At 73.1% G+C, this 15383-nt stretch carries 13 protein-coding genes; 2 read left to right on the plus strand and 11 right to left on the minus strand.

What is annotated here, in order from left to right:
* Positions 1-49: 49 nt before the first annotated feature.
* Genes ABZ923_RS20280 through ABZ923_RS20290 form a run of 3 tightly spaced genes read right to left on the minus strand, consistent with a single transcriptional unit; the run spans position 50 to position 2560 of the window.
* On the minus strand, positions 50-742 hold the full coding sequence (locus ABZ923_RS20280) for an alpha/beta fold hydrolase (RefSeq protein WP_361473464.1): 693 nt from the start codon (positions 740-742) through the stop codon (positions 50-52).
* A gap of 40 nt (positions 743-782) precedes the next feature.
* Positions 783-1562, minus strand: a complete 780-nt coding sequence (locus ABZ923_RS20285) for an ABC transporter permease (RefSeq protein ID WP_361473467.1) — start codon at positions 1560-1562, stop codon at positions 783-785.
* On the minus strand, positions 1562-2560 hold the full coding sequence (locus ABZ923_RS20290) for an ATP-binding cassette domain-containing protein (RefSeq protein WP_361473470.1): 999 nt from the start codon (positions 2558-2560) through the stop codon (positions 1562-1564). Before ABZ923_RS20290 ends, ABZ923_RS20285 begins: the two co-directional genes overlap by 1 nt.
* Before the next feature lie 196 nt (positions 2561-2756).
* Here ABZ923_RS20290 and ABZ923_RS20295 point away from each other — a divergent pair, with 196 nt between their 5' ends.
* On the plus strand, positions 2757-3203 hold the full coding sequence (locus ABZ923_RS20295; protein WP_361473473.1) for an SCP2 sterol-binding domain-containing protein: 447 nt from the start codon (positions 2757-2759) through the stop codon (positions 3201-3203).
* Positions 3204-3287: 84 nt separating this feature from the next.
* Here ABZ923_RS20295 and ABZ923_RS20300 read toward each other — a convergent pair whose 3' ends face one another.
* Positions 3288-4937 (minus strand): AMP-binding protein, encoded by a 1650-nt coding sequence (locus ABZ923_RS20300; RefSeq protein ID WP_361473476.1) that lies wholly within the window; start codon positions 4935-4937, stop codon positions 3288-3290.
* 501 nt (positions 4938-5438) lie between these two features.
* Here ABZ923_RS20300 and ABZ923_RS20305 point away from each other — a divergent pair.
* Positions 5439-6137, plus strand: a complete 699-nt coding sequence (locus ABZ923_RS20305) for a response regulator transcription factor (protein ID WP_361473479.1) — start codon at positions 5439-5441, stop codon at positions 6135-6137.
* Here the strand turns inward: ABZ923_RS20305 and ABZ923_RS20310 are convergent.
* The 7 genes from ABZ923_RS20310 to ABZ923_RS20340 form a co-directional block, all read right to left on the minus strand.
* Positions 6128-8347 carry a heavy metal translocating P-type ATPase gene (locus ABZ923_RS20310; RefSeq protein WP_361473623.1) on the minus strand — a complete coding sequence of 740 codons (2220 nt, stop codon included), beginning with the start codon at positions 8345-8347 and terminating at the stop codon, positions 6128-6130. The genes ABZ923_RS20305 and ABZ923_RS20310 overlap by 10 nt on opposite strands.
* Before the next feature lie 839 nt (positions 8348-9186).
* A complete protein-coding gene (locus ABZ923_RS20315; RefSeq protein ID WP_361473626.1) occupies positions 9187-11457 on the minus strand; it encodes a PAS domain S-box protein in 2271 nt (756 codons plus the stop codon).
* 327 nt (positions 11458-11784) lie between these two features.
* A complete protein-coding gene (locus tag ABZ923_RS20320; protein ID WP_361473482.1) occupies positions 11785-12750 on the minus strand; it encodes a pirin family protein in 966 nt (321 codons plus the stop codon).
* A 53-nt stretch (positions 12751-12803) separates the two neighbouring features.
* Complete coding sequence (locus tag ABZ923_RS20325; protein ID WP_361473485.1) at positions 12804-13145, minus strand: hypothetical protein; 342 nt, start codon at positions 13143-13145, stop codon at positions 12804-12806.
* Positions 13142-13807, minus strand: a complete 666-nt coding sequence (locus tag ABZ923_RS20330; protein ID WP_361473488.1) for a SigE family RNA polymerase sigma factor — start codon at positions 13805-13807, stop codon at positions 13142-13144. Before ABZ923_RS20330 ends, ABZ923_RS20325 begins: the two co-directional genes overlap by 4 nt.
* 64 nt (positions 13808-13871) lie before the next feature.
* Complete coding sequence (locus ABZ923_RS20335; RefSeq protein ID WP_361473491.1) at positions 13872-14318, minus strand: hypothetical protein; 447 nt, start codon at positions 14316-14318, stop codon at positions 13872-13874.
* Positions 14319-14619: 301 nt separating this feature from the next.
* Positions 14620-15315, minus strand: coding sequence for a type 1 glutamine amidotransferase domain-containing protein (locus ABZ923_RS20340; RefSeq protein ID WP_361473493.1), 696 nt, complete (start codon positions 15313-15315; stop codon positions 14620-14622).
* Positions 15316-15383 lie beyond the last annotated feature (68 nt).

Here is a 15383-nt window from a genome sequence, read left to right on the forward strand (position 1 = left end):
GCCGCCCCCGTCCTCGGGGGCGGCCCCGCCGCTGCGTCGGCCCGCCGCGTCACCGCACCGGTGACGCGCTCTCCTGCCGGATGCGCTCCAGCACCGGACCGGGGTTGTCGGCGACGAAGAAGTGCCCGCCGGGCACCGTGTGCAGCGCGAAGCCGCCCGTGGTGTGCAGCCGCCACGCGGCGCACTGGTCCGCGGGTGCCCGGTCGTCGTCGGTGCCGGCCAGGGCCACGATGCGGCAGCCCAGCGGCTGCCCGGGGACGTAGCGGTAGGTCTCGGCGGCCCGGAACTCCGCCCGCAGGCCCGGTTCGGCCGCCTCGCGCAGTGCGGCCTGCCCGAGGAGTTCCGGCGGGGTCCCGCCGAGCGCGCGCACCTCCGCCCAGAACTCGGCGGTGGGCAGCGCGGCCAGCTTCGGACCCGGCGACGGCAGGTGCGGGGCGACGTGGCCGGTGGCGAACAGCACCTCCGGGCCCCGGCACCCCCGGGCGGCGAGCGCGCGGGTGGTCTCGAAGGCGATCAGCGCCCCGAGGCTGTGGCCGAGGAACAGGTACGGGCGGCGCTCGCCGGCCAGGTGGTCGGCGCACGCCTCGGCCAGGGCGGTCACCGAATCCGGCGCGGTCGGCGTCCGGCCCGGGAACCGGGCACCGCGGCCGAGGACACGCACCTCCACGGGGGCGAGCCGGTCCCCCCAGGAGCGGTACGGGGAGTCGGCGCCCCCGGCGTGCGGGAAGCAGTACAACAGCATGGCGGAGTGCTCCTCGGTGGGGGAGTTCGGCGGGCCCGGCTCAGTCGCCGACCAGGCGGGTGAAGGCAGGGAGGACGAAGATCTGGGTGACGACGGTGAGCCCGACGAGGACGGCCAGGGCCTTCAGCAGCGCCTCCGTGGTGGTACCGCTCTCCGGTCCCGTCATCAGGGCGCGGATGCCCTCGATGACGTAGGTGAACGGATTCCATGTGGTCAGCTTGGCCAGCCAGTCCTGCAGGAGGTACGGCGGGGCGGCGGCCGGGCTGGCGAACAGCAGCAGCACCGACAGGGGGGCCATGGCGAGCGGGGCCTGCGGATTGCGGGTGCGCAGCGCCACGACGTAGAAGATGCCGCCGTAGGCGACCGACCAGAACGAGGAGAGCACCAGCAGCAGCAGGACCCCGGCCGGGCCGGAGTCGACGCGGGCGCCGAGCAGCACGCTGACCCCGAGGACCACCAGGCCGGCCGGCACCACCCGCAGGGCGTCGAACAGCAGCCGGGACAGCAACAGGGCCGGGGGCCGTACGGGTTGCAGGCGCAGCCGGTCGAGGAAACCGCTCTGTGCGTCGAGCACCAGGGCGGTGGCCGAGTAGCCGGAGCCCATCATGCCCGTGAACAGCAGCAGGCCGGGCGCCATGTAGGCGGCGTACGGGGTGACGGGGAAGCCAGGGATGAACGCCATGCGCTCGTAACTGGACGCCACGAGGGTGATCAGGAACAGCGGGAACAGCACGGGGAAGACGAAGGCGATCACGGGGCTGCGCAGGCCCTCGCGCAGGTTGCGCCTGAGCAGGATCATGGTTCCGGACAGTGCGGTCATCAGATGCCTCCCCGGCCCGTGCCGACGGTCCTGGCGAGCGCGGCCGCGGCGACGCTGCCGTCGTTCGACGTCCTGCGCTCCAGCCCCTCACCGGTGAGGCGGATGAAGACCTCCTCGATGGTCGGATCCGTCACCGTGACTCCGCTCAGCGCAATGCCCCGCTCGTGCAGCTTCCGGAACAGCGACGGCAGGACGTCCTCGTCCGCCGGCAGGTCGACCCGGAGCAGGTCACCGGTCCGCCGGCAGGCCGCCGGGCCGGCGGCCGAGGCCGCCAGTTCCTGTGCCTCGGGGGTGGCGGGCAGGGTGAGGACCTTGCCGCCGATGCCCTTCTTGAGTTCCTGCGGGGTGTCGATCACGGAGATCGTGCCCTTGTCGAGGATCGCGATCCGGTCGCACAACTCGTCGGCCTCGTCGAGGTACTGGGTGGTGAGGAACACGGTTCCGCCGCTTCGCCGGTAGGTGCGGACGAAGTCCCACAGGGCCCGTCGGCTCTGCGGGTCCAGGCCCGTGGTCGGTTCGTCGAGGAAGAGCAGCTCCGGGCCGTGGATCAGGGCGAGGGCCGCGTCGAGGCGGCGCCGCATGCCCACGGTGTAGGTGGCGACGAGCCGGTCGGCCACCTCGGTGAGCCCGAACCCGGTGAGCAGTTCCTCGATGCGCTCGGTGCGCCGCGCGGGGCGCATCCGGCGCAGGGTCGCGACCAGGTGCAGATGCTCCCGGCCCGACATGAGCGGGTCGAGCGCGGCCTGCTGGAGCGACAGGCCGATGCGGTCGCGTACCCGGGCACGATGCTTGACGACGTCGAGTCCCAGCACCCGAGCCCTGCCCGAGGTCGCGCGGGTGAGGGTGGCCAGGATGCGGACCGTGGTGGTCTTGCCCGCTCCGTTGCGGCCGAGGAAACCGAACACTTCCCCCTCGGTCACCTCGAAGTCGACCCGGTCCACCGCCACCGTGCCGTCGTCGAACGCCTTGTGGAGGCCCTGGGCCTCGATGATGGACATGCCGTTCAGCGTCACCCCTCGGATCGCCGCTGAACAGCGCTGTTTCGGAGCGTCGTTCGTGCCCCGTGCGGCGCCCGTTCTAGGTGGCCGTTCGGGCCCGTCGAGCGTGCTGTAACTCGGGCGTCCCGTTGGCCCTGGGGAGCCGCCCCGGCGCTTCGGTACAACGGTGGCACCGTAGAAGACCCGAGGGGATGCCGTGAGCCTCTTTCCCAGCGCAGAGTGGTTGAATTCATACGTGGAGCTGATCAATTCCTCGGAGGAGTTCGAGGAGGCGGCCCGCACGTTCCGGGCGGAGATCGCATTCGTCTTCGAAGCCGAGGAGGACCGCGGCGTACCGAACGACATCTGGTGCCATACGGAATTCGGGGACGGCGCATGCAAATCCGCCACGTACGACGTGGGCCCGGACGGTGCGCGTGACGCGACTTTCGTGATCAGGGCGCCCTACTCGGTGTGGAAAAGCGTGATCGAGGGCGAGACGGACCCCATCGAGGGCATGCTGGACGGCGACCTCATGGTGACCGGGCACCTGCCGACGCTCCTGAAGTACGTGCGGGCGACGGACGAACTCGTGTCTCTCGCCGCCCAGGTCTCCAGCAGCTTCGCCGACGAGGTGCGCGGCGCCGTCGGCGAGGCGCGCTGAGCGGTCGCGACGCACGCCGCGCGGCGGCGTGGACGAAGCCGCCCGGCCGGGAGTGTTCGCCGGCGGGGCGGCTTCCGCATGGGGTCAGCGCGCGGTGGCGACGACGTCGAGTTCGCCCGCCAGGTAGCGGTCCCGGCAGGTGCCGCGGCGCTTCTTGCCCGACGAGGTCTTCGGCAGGGTGGCGGGACGCACCAGGACGACCTCGGCCGGCGCGTGCTTGGCCGCCTCGCGCAGCCGCTCGAACAACTCGCGGGCGAGCCGGTCCTGGCTCACGGCGCCGCCCCTGCCCTCGGCGACCACCACCATGCGCTCCCGGTCCGGCAGGGAGAACGCGATCACGTTCCCGCCCCGCACCCCGGGCACCGTCTCGGCCACGATCTCGTAGTCCTCCGGGTAGAGGTTGCGCCCGCCCACGATGATCATGTCCTTGGCGCGGCCGCAGACGTACAGCTCGCCCTCGTGCAGGAAGCCGAGATCGCCGGTGTCCATGTGGCCGTCGGTGAGCCGGCCCAGGCCGTCGAGCGGGGCGCCGGGCGCGGTCCAGTACCCGTCGGTCACGCCGGGCCCGGTCACGCGCACCTCGCCGACCTGGCCGTCGGGCAGCGGCTCGCCGCCGGGACCGTGCACGGTGACGCGGGTGCCGGGCAGCGGCGTGCCGCAGGAGACCAGCGGACGGTCCGGCAGCTCGTGACCGCCGTACTGGCGGGGCGCCTCCTTCGGGTCGAGCACGCGCACCGACGTCCGCGCGGACGCCGCGGTCACGACGAGCGTGGTCTCGGCCATGCCGTAGGTGGGGCACAGCGCCCCGGCGGGCATGCCGCTCCCGCCGAGCACCCGGACGGCTTCCTCCACCGTGTCGGCCGTCACCGGCTCCGCGCCGTTGATGGCCACCCGCAGCCGGGACAGGTCGAGTGCCGCGGGCCGCAGCTGCTGGGCCTTGACGGCCAGCTGGTAGGCCGAGTTCGGGGCGGCCGTGATCTCGGCCCGGTGGGCGCTCACCGTCTCCAGCCAGCTCGCCGGGCGGCCGAGGAAGTTCTCCGTCGGCATCACGACGACGTGCACGCCCTGGACGAGCAGCCCGACCACCGAGACGATGCCCATGTCGTGGTAGAAGGGCAGCCAGCTGACGTAGGTGTGCCCGGGGCGCATGCCGAGCGCCGCCATACAGGCCAGCACGTTCCCGACCAGCTGCCCCTGCCGTACCGGAACGGCCTTCGACGATCCGGTGGTTCCCGAGGTGAACTGGAGGAGACCGAGGGCGGAGCCGTCGGGCACCGGGGGCTCGGGCGCTCCCGGACCCGACAGGCCGGCGTCGAGCGGGAGCACACGGCACCCGGGAGGCACCGCCGCGCCCAGCCGGGGCAGGTGGTCGGTCAGGACGACCTCGGCGCCCGCCGTGGCGAGCCGGTGCGCGAGCAGACCCGGTCCGGCGGACGCCTCCGGCCGCTCGTGCGGCAGCACCACGGGCACCGCGCCCAGCCGCCACAGACCGAACAGGTTCAGCAGCAGCTCCACGGAGGTCGGCGCTAGCACGCACACGCGGTCCCCGGGCCGGACACCGGCACGGCGCAGCCGGGCGGCCACATCCGTCGATATGTCGCCAACTTCGCCCAGACTCAGACGTGTCGGCCGCATCGCCCGGTCGAGCACGGTGAGCGAGCCGCCGCGCCGCGCCGAGTCGTGCAGCGCGGCGGGTATCGACTGCTGATCGCTTCGCAGGGGGTCGGCGGTCATCGGACACAGCCCTCTCGGATAGCGGGGGAGCACCGGGCGCTGCCCCACGCTAGGCGGACCCCGCCCGACTTCGCGGGCGTCCTTGGGAGACGCCGTCCGAGGGTGCCCGAACGGCTACGCCACCGCCGCGAACGGATGCCCCGGTCCACGCCCCGAGCGATGCCCCGAGCGATGCCCCGGTGAGCCAAGTGGCGTGATTCGCCCGGATGGCCGCCCGGCTGGTTGCCGTTGGTATTGCCCGCGGGCTGAGTCGTCAACTACTGTCGCCACGCTCTACTAGCCCGGCATAGTAGAGAAATGACGCGACCGGGGTTGACGCGCTGTCGGCAACGCGCGGAGCGATACCGGAAAGCACGCAGCTGGAACGTATCGACAGCAGCGAACGTACCGCTGTCCGCGGGGCCCGGAATCTCGCGCCGTCGATAATTCCCGCTCGTTCAGCGCACGACTCCTTCCAGAGGAAAAAAGGGTTCCCGGCCGAGCAACTCAGGAGTAAAAGTCGTGACCGAGACCGACCGCACCACCGCCCTCGAATACGCCCACGCCGCCCATGACGGGCTGGACATCGCGCTTTTCGTCCCCAACGAAGTGGCGAGGTTCGGTCTGCGCACCATGCTGGCCTCGATCAGGGTGCGACACCTGGTCGAGGCCGACTCGTTCGAAGAACTCGCCCGTCATCTGCACCATGCGCCCGTCGACGTCGTCATCATGTCCTGTCCGGGGCAAGAGGTCACCCAACAGGAAGAAACGCTGCGCGAGATCTCCGCGATGAACGTCAAGGTGCTGTTCCTGCTGGAGAACGCGTCACAGCACATGGTGGTACGGGCGGCCTCGCTGCCCGTCGACGGCTTCCTCGTCCAGCCGGAACTCACCCGCAACGCCCTGGCCGACGCGCTGCGCCGGATCAGCGACGGCGAACTGTCCATGCCCTCCACGCTCGCCCGCGAACTGCTGTCCCAGGTGCGCGAGCGCAACGGCGCCAAGGCGCCACGCCCGGTGTCGCTCACGCCCCGGGAGCAGCAGGTCCTCTCGCTGGTCGGGGACGGCCTGAGCAACAAGCAGATCGCCCGCCGCCTCAGCATCTCCGAGCACGGCGCCAAGCGCCATGTGGCCAACGTCCTGGCGAAACTGAACAGCCCCAACCGGACGCTGGCCGTGGTGACCGCGCTCAAGGAGGGGCTGCTACCGCCTCAGGTCTGAGCGGGTCGCCACGAACGCAGCCGCAGGCTGTTACCGACGACCAGCAGGGAGCTCCCCGACATGGCGACCGCGGCGATCATCGGGTTGAGCATGCCGGCGGCGGCGATCGGGATGAGCAGGATGTTGTACGTGAACGCCCAGGTGAGGTTCGACCCGATGGTCCCCATGGCCCGCTTGGCCAGCTCCAGGGCATCCGCGACCGCCGGCGCGTCCTCGCGCATCAGCGTCACCGAACCGGCTCCGACGGCCACGTCCGTGCCGCTGCCCATGGCCATGCCGAGTTCGCAACCGGCCAGCGCCGCCGCGTCGTTGACCCCGTCGCCCACGACCGCCGGCACGCGGCCGGCGGCCTGGAGCTGCGCCACCGCCTCGGCCTTGTCCTCCGGCGACGCGGAGTGCCGCACCTTCTCGATGCCCAGCTCGGCGGCGACCGCACGCGCGGCCCCGGGGCCGTCCCCGGTCAGCAGCATGACCTCGACGCCGAGCGCCCGCAGCCGCGCCACCAGTTCGGTGCCGCCCTGCCGCAGGGTGTCCCCGAGCGTCAGCACGGCCACGCACGCGCCGTCGACCTGAACCACGACGGCCGTGCGCCCCGCGGCGTCGGCCCGGTCCGCGGCCTCCCGCAGGGGTGCGGGCAGCGCGGTGTCGGGGGCGATACGCCGGACGCACAGGGCGTGTCCGTCCACGCTGCCGCGGACCCCGGTCCCGGCCATGGCGGTGAAACCGGAGGCGCCACCGGGAACGCGGTCCGCGGCGGGCACGGCGGCGGCGATGGCGCGGCCGACGGGATGCTCGGACAACTGCTCCACGGCCGCCGCCAGGCGCAGCACGGCGGCGGCCGACCAGCCGTCGACGGTCACCGTGTCCAGCAGGCGCATGGTGCCCGAGGTGAGCGTGCCGGTCTTGTCCAGCACCACGGTGTCCACGGCCCGCAGCCGCTCCAGCACCTCGGGGCCCTTGAACAGCACCCCGAACTGCGCGCCGCGCCCGGTGGCCGCGAGCAGCGCGGTGGGCGTGGCCAGCCCGAGTGCGCAGGGACAGGCCACCACCAGCACCGCGACAGCCGTGGTGACGGCCCCCTGGGCACTGGCGCCGGCGCCGAGCCAGAAACCGAGCACACAGGCCGCGATCACCAGCACCGCCGGCACGAACACCCCCGCGAGCCGGTCCGCGAGCCGTTGCACCCGGGCCTTGCCCGCCTGGGCCTCCCACACCAACTGGGTGACCCGGGCCAGCCGGGTGTCGGCGCCCACCTCGGTCGCCCGGACGACGACACTGCCGCCGGCGTCCAGCGTTCCACCGGTGACCCGGTCGCCCGGTCCGACCTCGCGGGGCGCGCTCTCCCCGGTCAGCAGGGACAGGTCGAGCGCCGCACTGCCGCGCACCACCACGCCGTCGGTCGCCACGCGCTCCCCGGTCCGCACGAGGAACAGCTGACCCGGCACCAACTGACCGATGGGAACGCGCCGTTCGACGGGCGCCGCGCCGGGCTGCCCCTCGTCCAGGACGGTGACGTCCTTCACCACGAGTTCGGCGAGCGCGTGCAGCGCGGAGCCCGTCCGGCGCCGCACCCGGTCCTCCATCAGCCTGCCGCACAGAACGAACAGCGGGATGCCGACGGTGGCCTCCAGATAGACGTGGTCGTGCCCGCCGGCCGCGCCCAGCGAGAAGGGCATGACCAGCCCCGGAGTGCCGGCGGTGCCCAGGAACAGCGCATAGCACGACCACGCGTACGAGGCGGTCACCCCCAGACTGACCAGGGTGTCCATGGTCGCCGTCGAGTGCCGCAGGGCGCGCAGGGCGCGGCGGTGGAAGACGTCGGCGCCCCACAGGGCCACCGGGGTCGCCAGCAGGAAGCACACCCACTGCCAGTTGCGGAACTGCAACGCCGGGATCATCGACACCAGCAGCACCGGCAGGGCCAGCACCGCGGTGAGCACCACCTTGAGGCAGTCCTCGTCCCGGCACCCGGCCGGCGGGGCCTCGGGTGCCTGTGCGTCGTCGTCGATCCGGTCGGCCGTGTAGCCGGCCCGCCGTACCGCGTCGAGCAGATCCGTCACGGGCACGTCGGCCGGATGGACGACCCGGGCCCGGCCGGTGGCCAGGTTGACGCCCGCGGTGACGCCCGCGATACGACGGAGCCGCTTCTCCACGCGTGCCACGCAAGCGGCACAGGTCATTCCGCCGACGGCGAGGTCGGTGGTGAGCAGGGTGCCGCGGGCCGTCGGCTCCGCCGCGCCCTCCCCGCTGTCGACCGGTGCCGGGGGGACCGTCCCGGACTCGGCGCTCACCGGCCGTGCCCCGCGGAGTGTGAACGCTCGTCCTGCGGATAGTGCCACCCGGGACGCCACTCCGGCGCCACCGGGCCCACCGCGCGCCCGACCCCGTAGAACACGGTGCAGAGCACCCCCAGCACCAGGACGAACCCGATCGGTTTGCCAAAGGCGAAGGAAGATCGCCGCCGCTGTTGTGCATCCATGGCCAGGTAGTCGCGCCGCCGGGGCAGGGGGTTCCCGGCCTGGCTCCGGTTCACCGGGTGGTCGACGCCGGGCCGTTCGGCCGACGGGGCAGGCCGCGACGGGCCGCGCGCAGCACGTCGCCGCGCAGGGTGTTCACCGACCCGCCGGGTTCGTCTTCCGCATCCCCGCCCTCAGTTCCGCTCCCTCGTCGCTCGCGCGGGGCTGGTGGCGGGGCGGCGTGCGCTGGTCACCAGGTCGTTCTGTGCGGCGTTGTGCTGCCGGGCAGGTCGGATGGGGGCGCCCAGGTCATCACCCGGGCCAGGTCGCGGTGTATACGGTCGGCTTCACCGCGTACCTGAGTGGGGATGTCACCGCGCTCGGCGACGAGGCGGCTGAAGATGGGGGTTTCCTGGAACAAGGTGCAGTCTGCTTTCTACGGGCGGCTGTCCGCGGATCGGGCGGTGCAGGGTGAGCCGAACTGGTTTATCACGTTGATGAGTTCCTGCGCATGCATGGAGTGTGGCGGCCCTGCGCGGTTCCGGTGACCGCGCGCCCCCGGACGGTGCTGATGCGCCGGCTGCGGAGCCCTGTCACAGCTTGAGGCTGAACCAGGTGGTCTTCCCCTGGTCCATCGGCCGCACGCCCCAGTCGTCGGCGAGGGCGCGAACGAGCAGCAGGCCACGCCCGGACTCCTCGTCCTGCGCCGCGAGGCGCGGCTGAGGCAGGTGGGGGCTGCGGTCGCTGATCTCCACGGTGAGATCGGTGTCGGTGCGGCACACCTGCACCCGGATGGGGCCGTCGGCGTGCAGCACGGCGTTGGTGAGGATCTCGGAGAGCAGAAGGAGAGCTTCGTCCGACGCGCCCGCGCAGCCCCACGTGTCCAGTGCTCTGGCGAGGAAGGCACGGCCCGTCGGCACGGACTCCGGCGCGGAGGGCAGCTGCGTGGTGGCCGTGGCCAGCGGAGCCGCGGGCAGCTGGGTCAACAGCAACGTGACGTCGTCGTGGCCGTCCGCGTCGGGCAGCAGCGTCGACAGCACGTGATCGGCCGCGGTCTCCAGTTCGGGGACCGCGGCCGGCAGCTCGTCCAGGGTGGCGACGAGCTGGGCGAGTTTCTCCTCGATGTCGGTTCCGGGAGTCTCTATGAGACCGTCGGTGTAGAGCACGAGGGTGGCGCCCGGCTCGATGCTGCTGCAGCACTGCTCGTAGATCACCCCACCGACACCGAGGGGGGCGTTCACGGGTGCCGGAAGCGTCCGGGTGCGCGCACCGGGGACGGCGACGAGAACCGGCAGGTGGCCGGCGGAACACACGGTCACCTCCCCTGTGTCGGCGGCGATGACCAGGTAGCAGCAGGTGACGAGCTGGTCGGGGACGTCGAGATCGGCGACGACGGTGTCCATCGCCTGCATCAGCTGTCGTGGTTGCAGCCCGGTCTTGGCCAACGCGTGGGCGGCGGAGCGGAGCTGGCCCATGACGGCGGCGGCCTCCAGCCCCCGGCCCATCACATCGCCGATCAGCACACCCACGCGGCCGGCGCCCAGCGGTATCAGGTCGAACCAGTCACCGCCGACGCCGGCTCCCTGGGTCGCGGGCCGGTAACGGCTGGCGGTGGCGAGGCCGGGGATGGCGGGCGGCGTGCCCGTCAGACTGCGCTGCAGGGTCAGGGCGATGTGCCGCTGCTGCTCGTACAGCTCCGTCAGCTCCGCCTCGGCGCGCTTGCGGTCGCTGATGTCCCGGACGATCGCGCACGCCCCGACGACGGCGCCGTCCGCTGCCCGGGTCGGCCACAGGGTGACGTCGACGTCCAGCAGCGCTCCGGAGCGGGTGAGCCGCAAGGTCTCGAAGTGTTCGACCTTCTCGCCCCGGCGCAGCCGCTTCAGCAGTGCGGTGATCTCGTGCTTCGTCGTGGGGGGCGCCAGCATCGACACGTGCCGTCCCAGGACCTCGTCCGCCGTGAACCCGTACAACCGCTGGGCCGCGGCGTTCCAGTAGGTGATGCGGCCGTCCAGGGTCTTCGCGAGGATCGCGTCCTGCGAGGACTCGACCAGCGCGGCGAGCTCGTTGATGCGCTCTTCGGCGGCTTTGCGTTCGCTGACGTCGCGTACGGCGGCGGAGACGAGGAGGCCGTCGGTGGTTTCCAGGGGGCTGAGGCTGATCTCGACGGGGAACTCGGTGCCGTCCTTGCGGAGGCCGTACAGGTCGAGTCCGGCGCCCATGGGGCGTACCTGCTGGTTGTGGGCGTAGCCGTTGCGGTGTTCGGTGTGGTGGGCGTGGAAGCGGCCGGGGACGAGGAGTTCGACGGGGTGGCCCAGGAGTTCTTCGCGGCGGTAGCCGAAGAGGGCTTCGGTCTGGGCGTTGACGAGGCGGATGGTGCCGGTGTCGTCGACGATGACCATGGCGTCCGGCGCCGCTTCCAGCAGCCCCCGGAACCTCTCCTCGGCGGCTTTGCGTTCGCTGACGTCGCGTACGGCGGCGGAGACGAGGAGGCCGTCGGTGGTTTCCAGGGGGCTGAGGCTGATCTCGACGGGGAACTCGGTGCCGTCCTTGCGGAGGCCGTACAGGTCGAGTCCGGCGCCCATGGGGCGTACCTGCTGGTTGTGGGCGTAGCCGTTGCGGTGTTCGGTGTGGTGGGCGTGGAAGCGGCCGGGGACGAGGAGTTCGACGGGGTGGCCCAGGAGTTCTTCGCGGCGGTAGCCGAAGAGGGCTTCGGTCTGGGCGTTGACGAGGCGGATGGTGCCGGTGTCGTCGACGATGACCATGGCGTCCGGCGCGGCTTCCAGCAGCCCCCGGAACCTCTCCTCGGCGGCGCTCGGAGCGCCACGGGGGGCTCGGTGGCCGCACCGGCACGTGCCGGAGTCCATCGTGCCGAGAGGCGCAGGTGGTGCTGTGTCGATCAGGTCGTTCATTCTCGTCCTCGCCCCCAGGCTTGCGTTGAGACAGGTCATCCCAACGCAAAGCTCGCGGTTCTGCCGTCCCAAGTCGCCTAGTGGCCCCCTTTGCCAGAACTCGTCCGCATACGACGATCGCCCTGACCGTTCTTGGACGGCGACCGCCCGGTCACCGCGCCGGAACGCCGGCACGCACAGCGGCCCGAAGGAACCTGGGCCGACCGGCCCCGGCATCGCAGCGGCAAGCATCGTGAGCGCCGGTGGCAGCAGGATGTGTCGGCGACCCGTCACCTTTGCAGGTCAGCGCACCCTTCCCCGGGGTTTGAGCGGCGTGGCCGGCAGTGCCGGTGCGCGCAGCGGGGCTCCGTCGTAGCCCTTCACCTCGCCGAAGCGGGTGCCGTTCGTCCAGTCCTCGCGGGCCCGGGCGATCTCCTCCTGCGAGCGGGCCACGAAGTTCCACCACATGACCAGTTCCTCGGCGAACGGCTCGCCGCCCAGGAGCATCACCCCGGCGTCCGACTCGGCGCGCAGCGGGAGTTCGGAGCGGCCGCAGCCGAGGTAGAGCAGGGAGCCGGGCAGCACCGGGACCCCGTCCACGTGCACCTCGCCGGACATGGCCAGCACGCCGTACTCGAAGTCCGGTTCCAGGGGGAGGCGGGCCTCGGCGCCCCGGCGCAGGGTCAGGTCGGCGCCGAGGATCGGGGTGTACGCCGTACCGGGGGAGCGGGCGCCGTCCAGGTTGCCGAGGAGCACCGTGGCGGTCAGGCCGGGCGCGGTCACCGTGGGCAGCTCCGGGTGGTACTCGAACGACGGTTCCGTGTGCCGGTGTTCGTCGGGCAGCGCCACCCACAGCTGGGCGCCGTGCAGGAAGCGGGCGTGCCGGCGGGGGCTCTCCTCGGAGTGGCTGATCGCCCGGCCCGAGGTCATCAGGCCCAGCTGCCGGGGCCCGATCGTCTGCAGGCTGCCGGTCGAGTCCCGGTGCAGCACCTCGCCCTCGTGCAGCCAGCTGACCGTCTGCAACCCGGTGTGCGGATGCGGCGGGACCTGCATGCCGGGCTCGTCGGCGATGTCGTCCGGCCCGTAGTGGTCGACGAAGGCCCACGCGCCGATCATGCGCCGGCCGAGGTTCGGCAGCAGCCGGCGCACCTCGGTCGACTCGCCCAGCTTCACGGGACGGGGACTCAGCAACTCGCGGACGGGTTCGGCGACGACGAATCCGCGGCCACCGCAGACACTGGGCACGGGCGCGCGGTCAAGGTTGCTCATGCCGCACAACCTAGCGCTCCGCGCACCGCGGGGGAGGCTGGTGCGGGGGCGGTTCACCGGTGTGGTGCGCTCGGGGACGGCTGGGCCGTGGACGGGCGCACCGGGCTCGGCGCCGGGGACGGTGTGCCGGTGGAGGGGCGGGGGATGCGGGCGGGCTCGGCCGGGTGGGACGGGCCGCCGCGCGTCGTGAAGAACACCAGCGCGGCCACGGCGGCCAGGGCCAGCACGCCCACCACCGCCCGGCGCACCAGCACCCGCCGGGGGCGTGCCGCACCGGCCGGCGGGCGCAGCGGCCGCAGGTCGGCCGGGCCGACCGCGTCCGCCCGCGCGGCCAGGGCGGCCCGCAGCCGCTCCTCGACCGGCGTCGCCGTGGTCCCCGTACCCGACTCGTTCATCGCAGCCCCTCCAGACGCCGGCCCAGGGCGTCCAGCGCCCTGCTGGCCGTGGACTTGACGGCCCCGCGCGACAGGCCGAGCGTCGTCGCGATCTCGGCCTCGGTCAGATGCGACCAGTAGCGCAGCACCAGCACCTCCCGCTGCCTCCGGGTCAGCGTGCGCAGCGCCGCGAGCACCTCCCGGTGCTCCTCGTGCAGCAGTACGTCCTCCTCCGGGGCGGGCGCGTGTCCCTCGGGCGCGGGGGTGTACGCCCGTACGGTCCGGCGCCGGCGCAGCACCGAGCGGGCCGCGTTGACGACACTGGTCCGCAGGTACGCCTCCGGGTCGTCCAGCGCCGCGAGCCGGTGGCCGTGGCGCCGGAACAGCGCGGTGAACGCGTCCTGCACGACGTCCTCGGCCGTGGGCAGGTCGTCCACGAGGAGCACCGCCAGGCGTACGAGGGACAGCCGGCGGTGGTGGTACAACTCCTCGATGTCCGGCGGGGATCCGGCCTGGGCGGCGGACCCGGTGCCGGGTGGTGCGGTGGGGCTCGGGTCCGTGCGGATACGGGCGAGGACGCGGGCCGGCAGCACCTGCGCGAGACGCCGCCGGCAGGTGAAGCGCTTCCGACGGCCGGTCCGTTCCCAGGGCAGGGCCGTCGCCGGTGGTGTCGCTGTCGTCATGGCTCTCCCCGGGCCGGGAGCGGGGAGCCGCCGCGCGACGGCTCCCCCTGCACCCGGCCCTGCCTCAGTGCTGCTGCGGAACCGGCGCCGGCGCCGGCGTCGGCGTGGCGTGGCGGTGGTGGGGGTGCGGGCCGGGTGCCGGGTGCCGGGGTGCGGGAGTGGACGGCACCGGGCGCGGGGTGGCGGGCGCGGGGGAGGGGACGGCCGTGACGGGTGCCGGTGCGGGGCTCGTCGGCCGTACGGGCGAGGGCACGGGGGACGGGGTGCCGGTGCGCGCCGGCGACGGGACGGGGGACGGGGTGGCGGTGCGCGCCGGGGACGGCACCGGGGAGGGGGTCGTATGGGCGCTCGCCGGTGCGGGGGCGGGACGGGCCTCCGGGTGGCTGTCGTCCTGGGCCGCCTGGGCGGTCAGCGTGCCGGCGACGGCCAGGGCCGCGCCTACGGCGGAGACCCCCAGGGCGGCCCGCAGCCGGCGGGAGCGGTTCGGGCGCGGGGTTCGGTGTGCGGACATGGGTTCCTTCGATGGCTCGGGGTCGGACATCTGGTCGAAGCGGAGGCCTCCACCCCGACAGACGCCCGACCCCGGGCGAGGTTGCAGGCGACGACCGACGAATTTTCCGCGCCCAGCGCCCCGCGATCCGCGATCCGCGATCCGCCGGCCACCGCGTCGCCCGGCGCGGTCAGCCCGTTGTCACCCGCCGCGACACCCGGCGCCGTCAGCCCGTTGTCACCCGCCCCTGTTACCGGCCGCCGTCGCTTGGCGCCGTCAGCCCGCTCCACCACCGACCCCCGGCGGCCACAGCCCAGCTGCTTCAGCCCAGCTGCTTCAGCAGTTCCTCGGCGACCGGAGCCGAGGACGCCGGGTTCTGGCCGGTGATCAGGTTGCGGTCGACCACGACGTGCGGTGCCCACGGCTCGCTCGCCCGCACGTCGACGCCCGCCTCGGTCAGCCGGTCCTGGAGCAGCCACTTGGCCTGGCCGGCGAGGCCGCCCTGGGTCTCCTCCTCGTTGGTGAAGGCCGCCGCGCGGTACCCGGCGAAGGCGTTGGTGCCGTCGGGGCGGACCGCGGCGAGCAGCGCGGCCGGACCGTGGCAGACCACGGCCAGCGGCTTGCCCGAGTCCAGGGCCGCCACCAGCAGCCGGCCCGACTCGGCGTCGACGGCCAGGTCCTCCATGGGGCCGTGCCCGCCCGGGTAGAACACGGCGGCGAAGTCGCCGAGGTCGACCTCCGCGAGCTTCACCGGCGTGCGCAGCTCGGTCATCTCCTCCAGCGCGCGGGCGACCTCGGCCGCGCCCTCCTCGCCGCCGTTGAACTCGGGCGCCAGGCTCGCCCGGTCGACCGGCGGCACCACACCGCCCGGCGTGGCGACGACGACCTCGTGCCCGGCGGCCTTGACGGCGCGGTACGGGACCACGGCCTCCTCGGCCCAGAAGCCGGTGGGGTGCGCGGTGCCGTCGGCGAGCGTCCACTGATCGGCGCCGGTCATCACGAACAGGATCTTCGACATGAGGGTCTCTCTTCGAAAGCGTGCGTCTTGGGAAGTCTTGGAAAGCGTGCGTCCGCGGAAACGTGCGC

Origin of the sequence: Streptomyces sp. NPDC046881, assembly GCF_040645015.1 — a bacterium.
Lineage (GTDB): Bacteria > Actinomycetota > Actinomycetes > Streptomycetales > Streptomycetaceae > Streptomyces.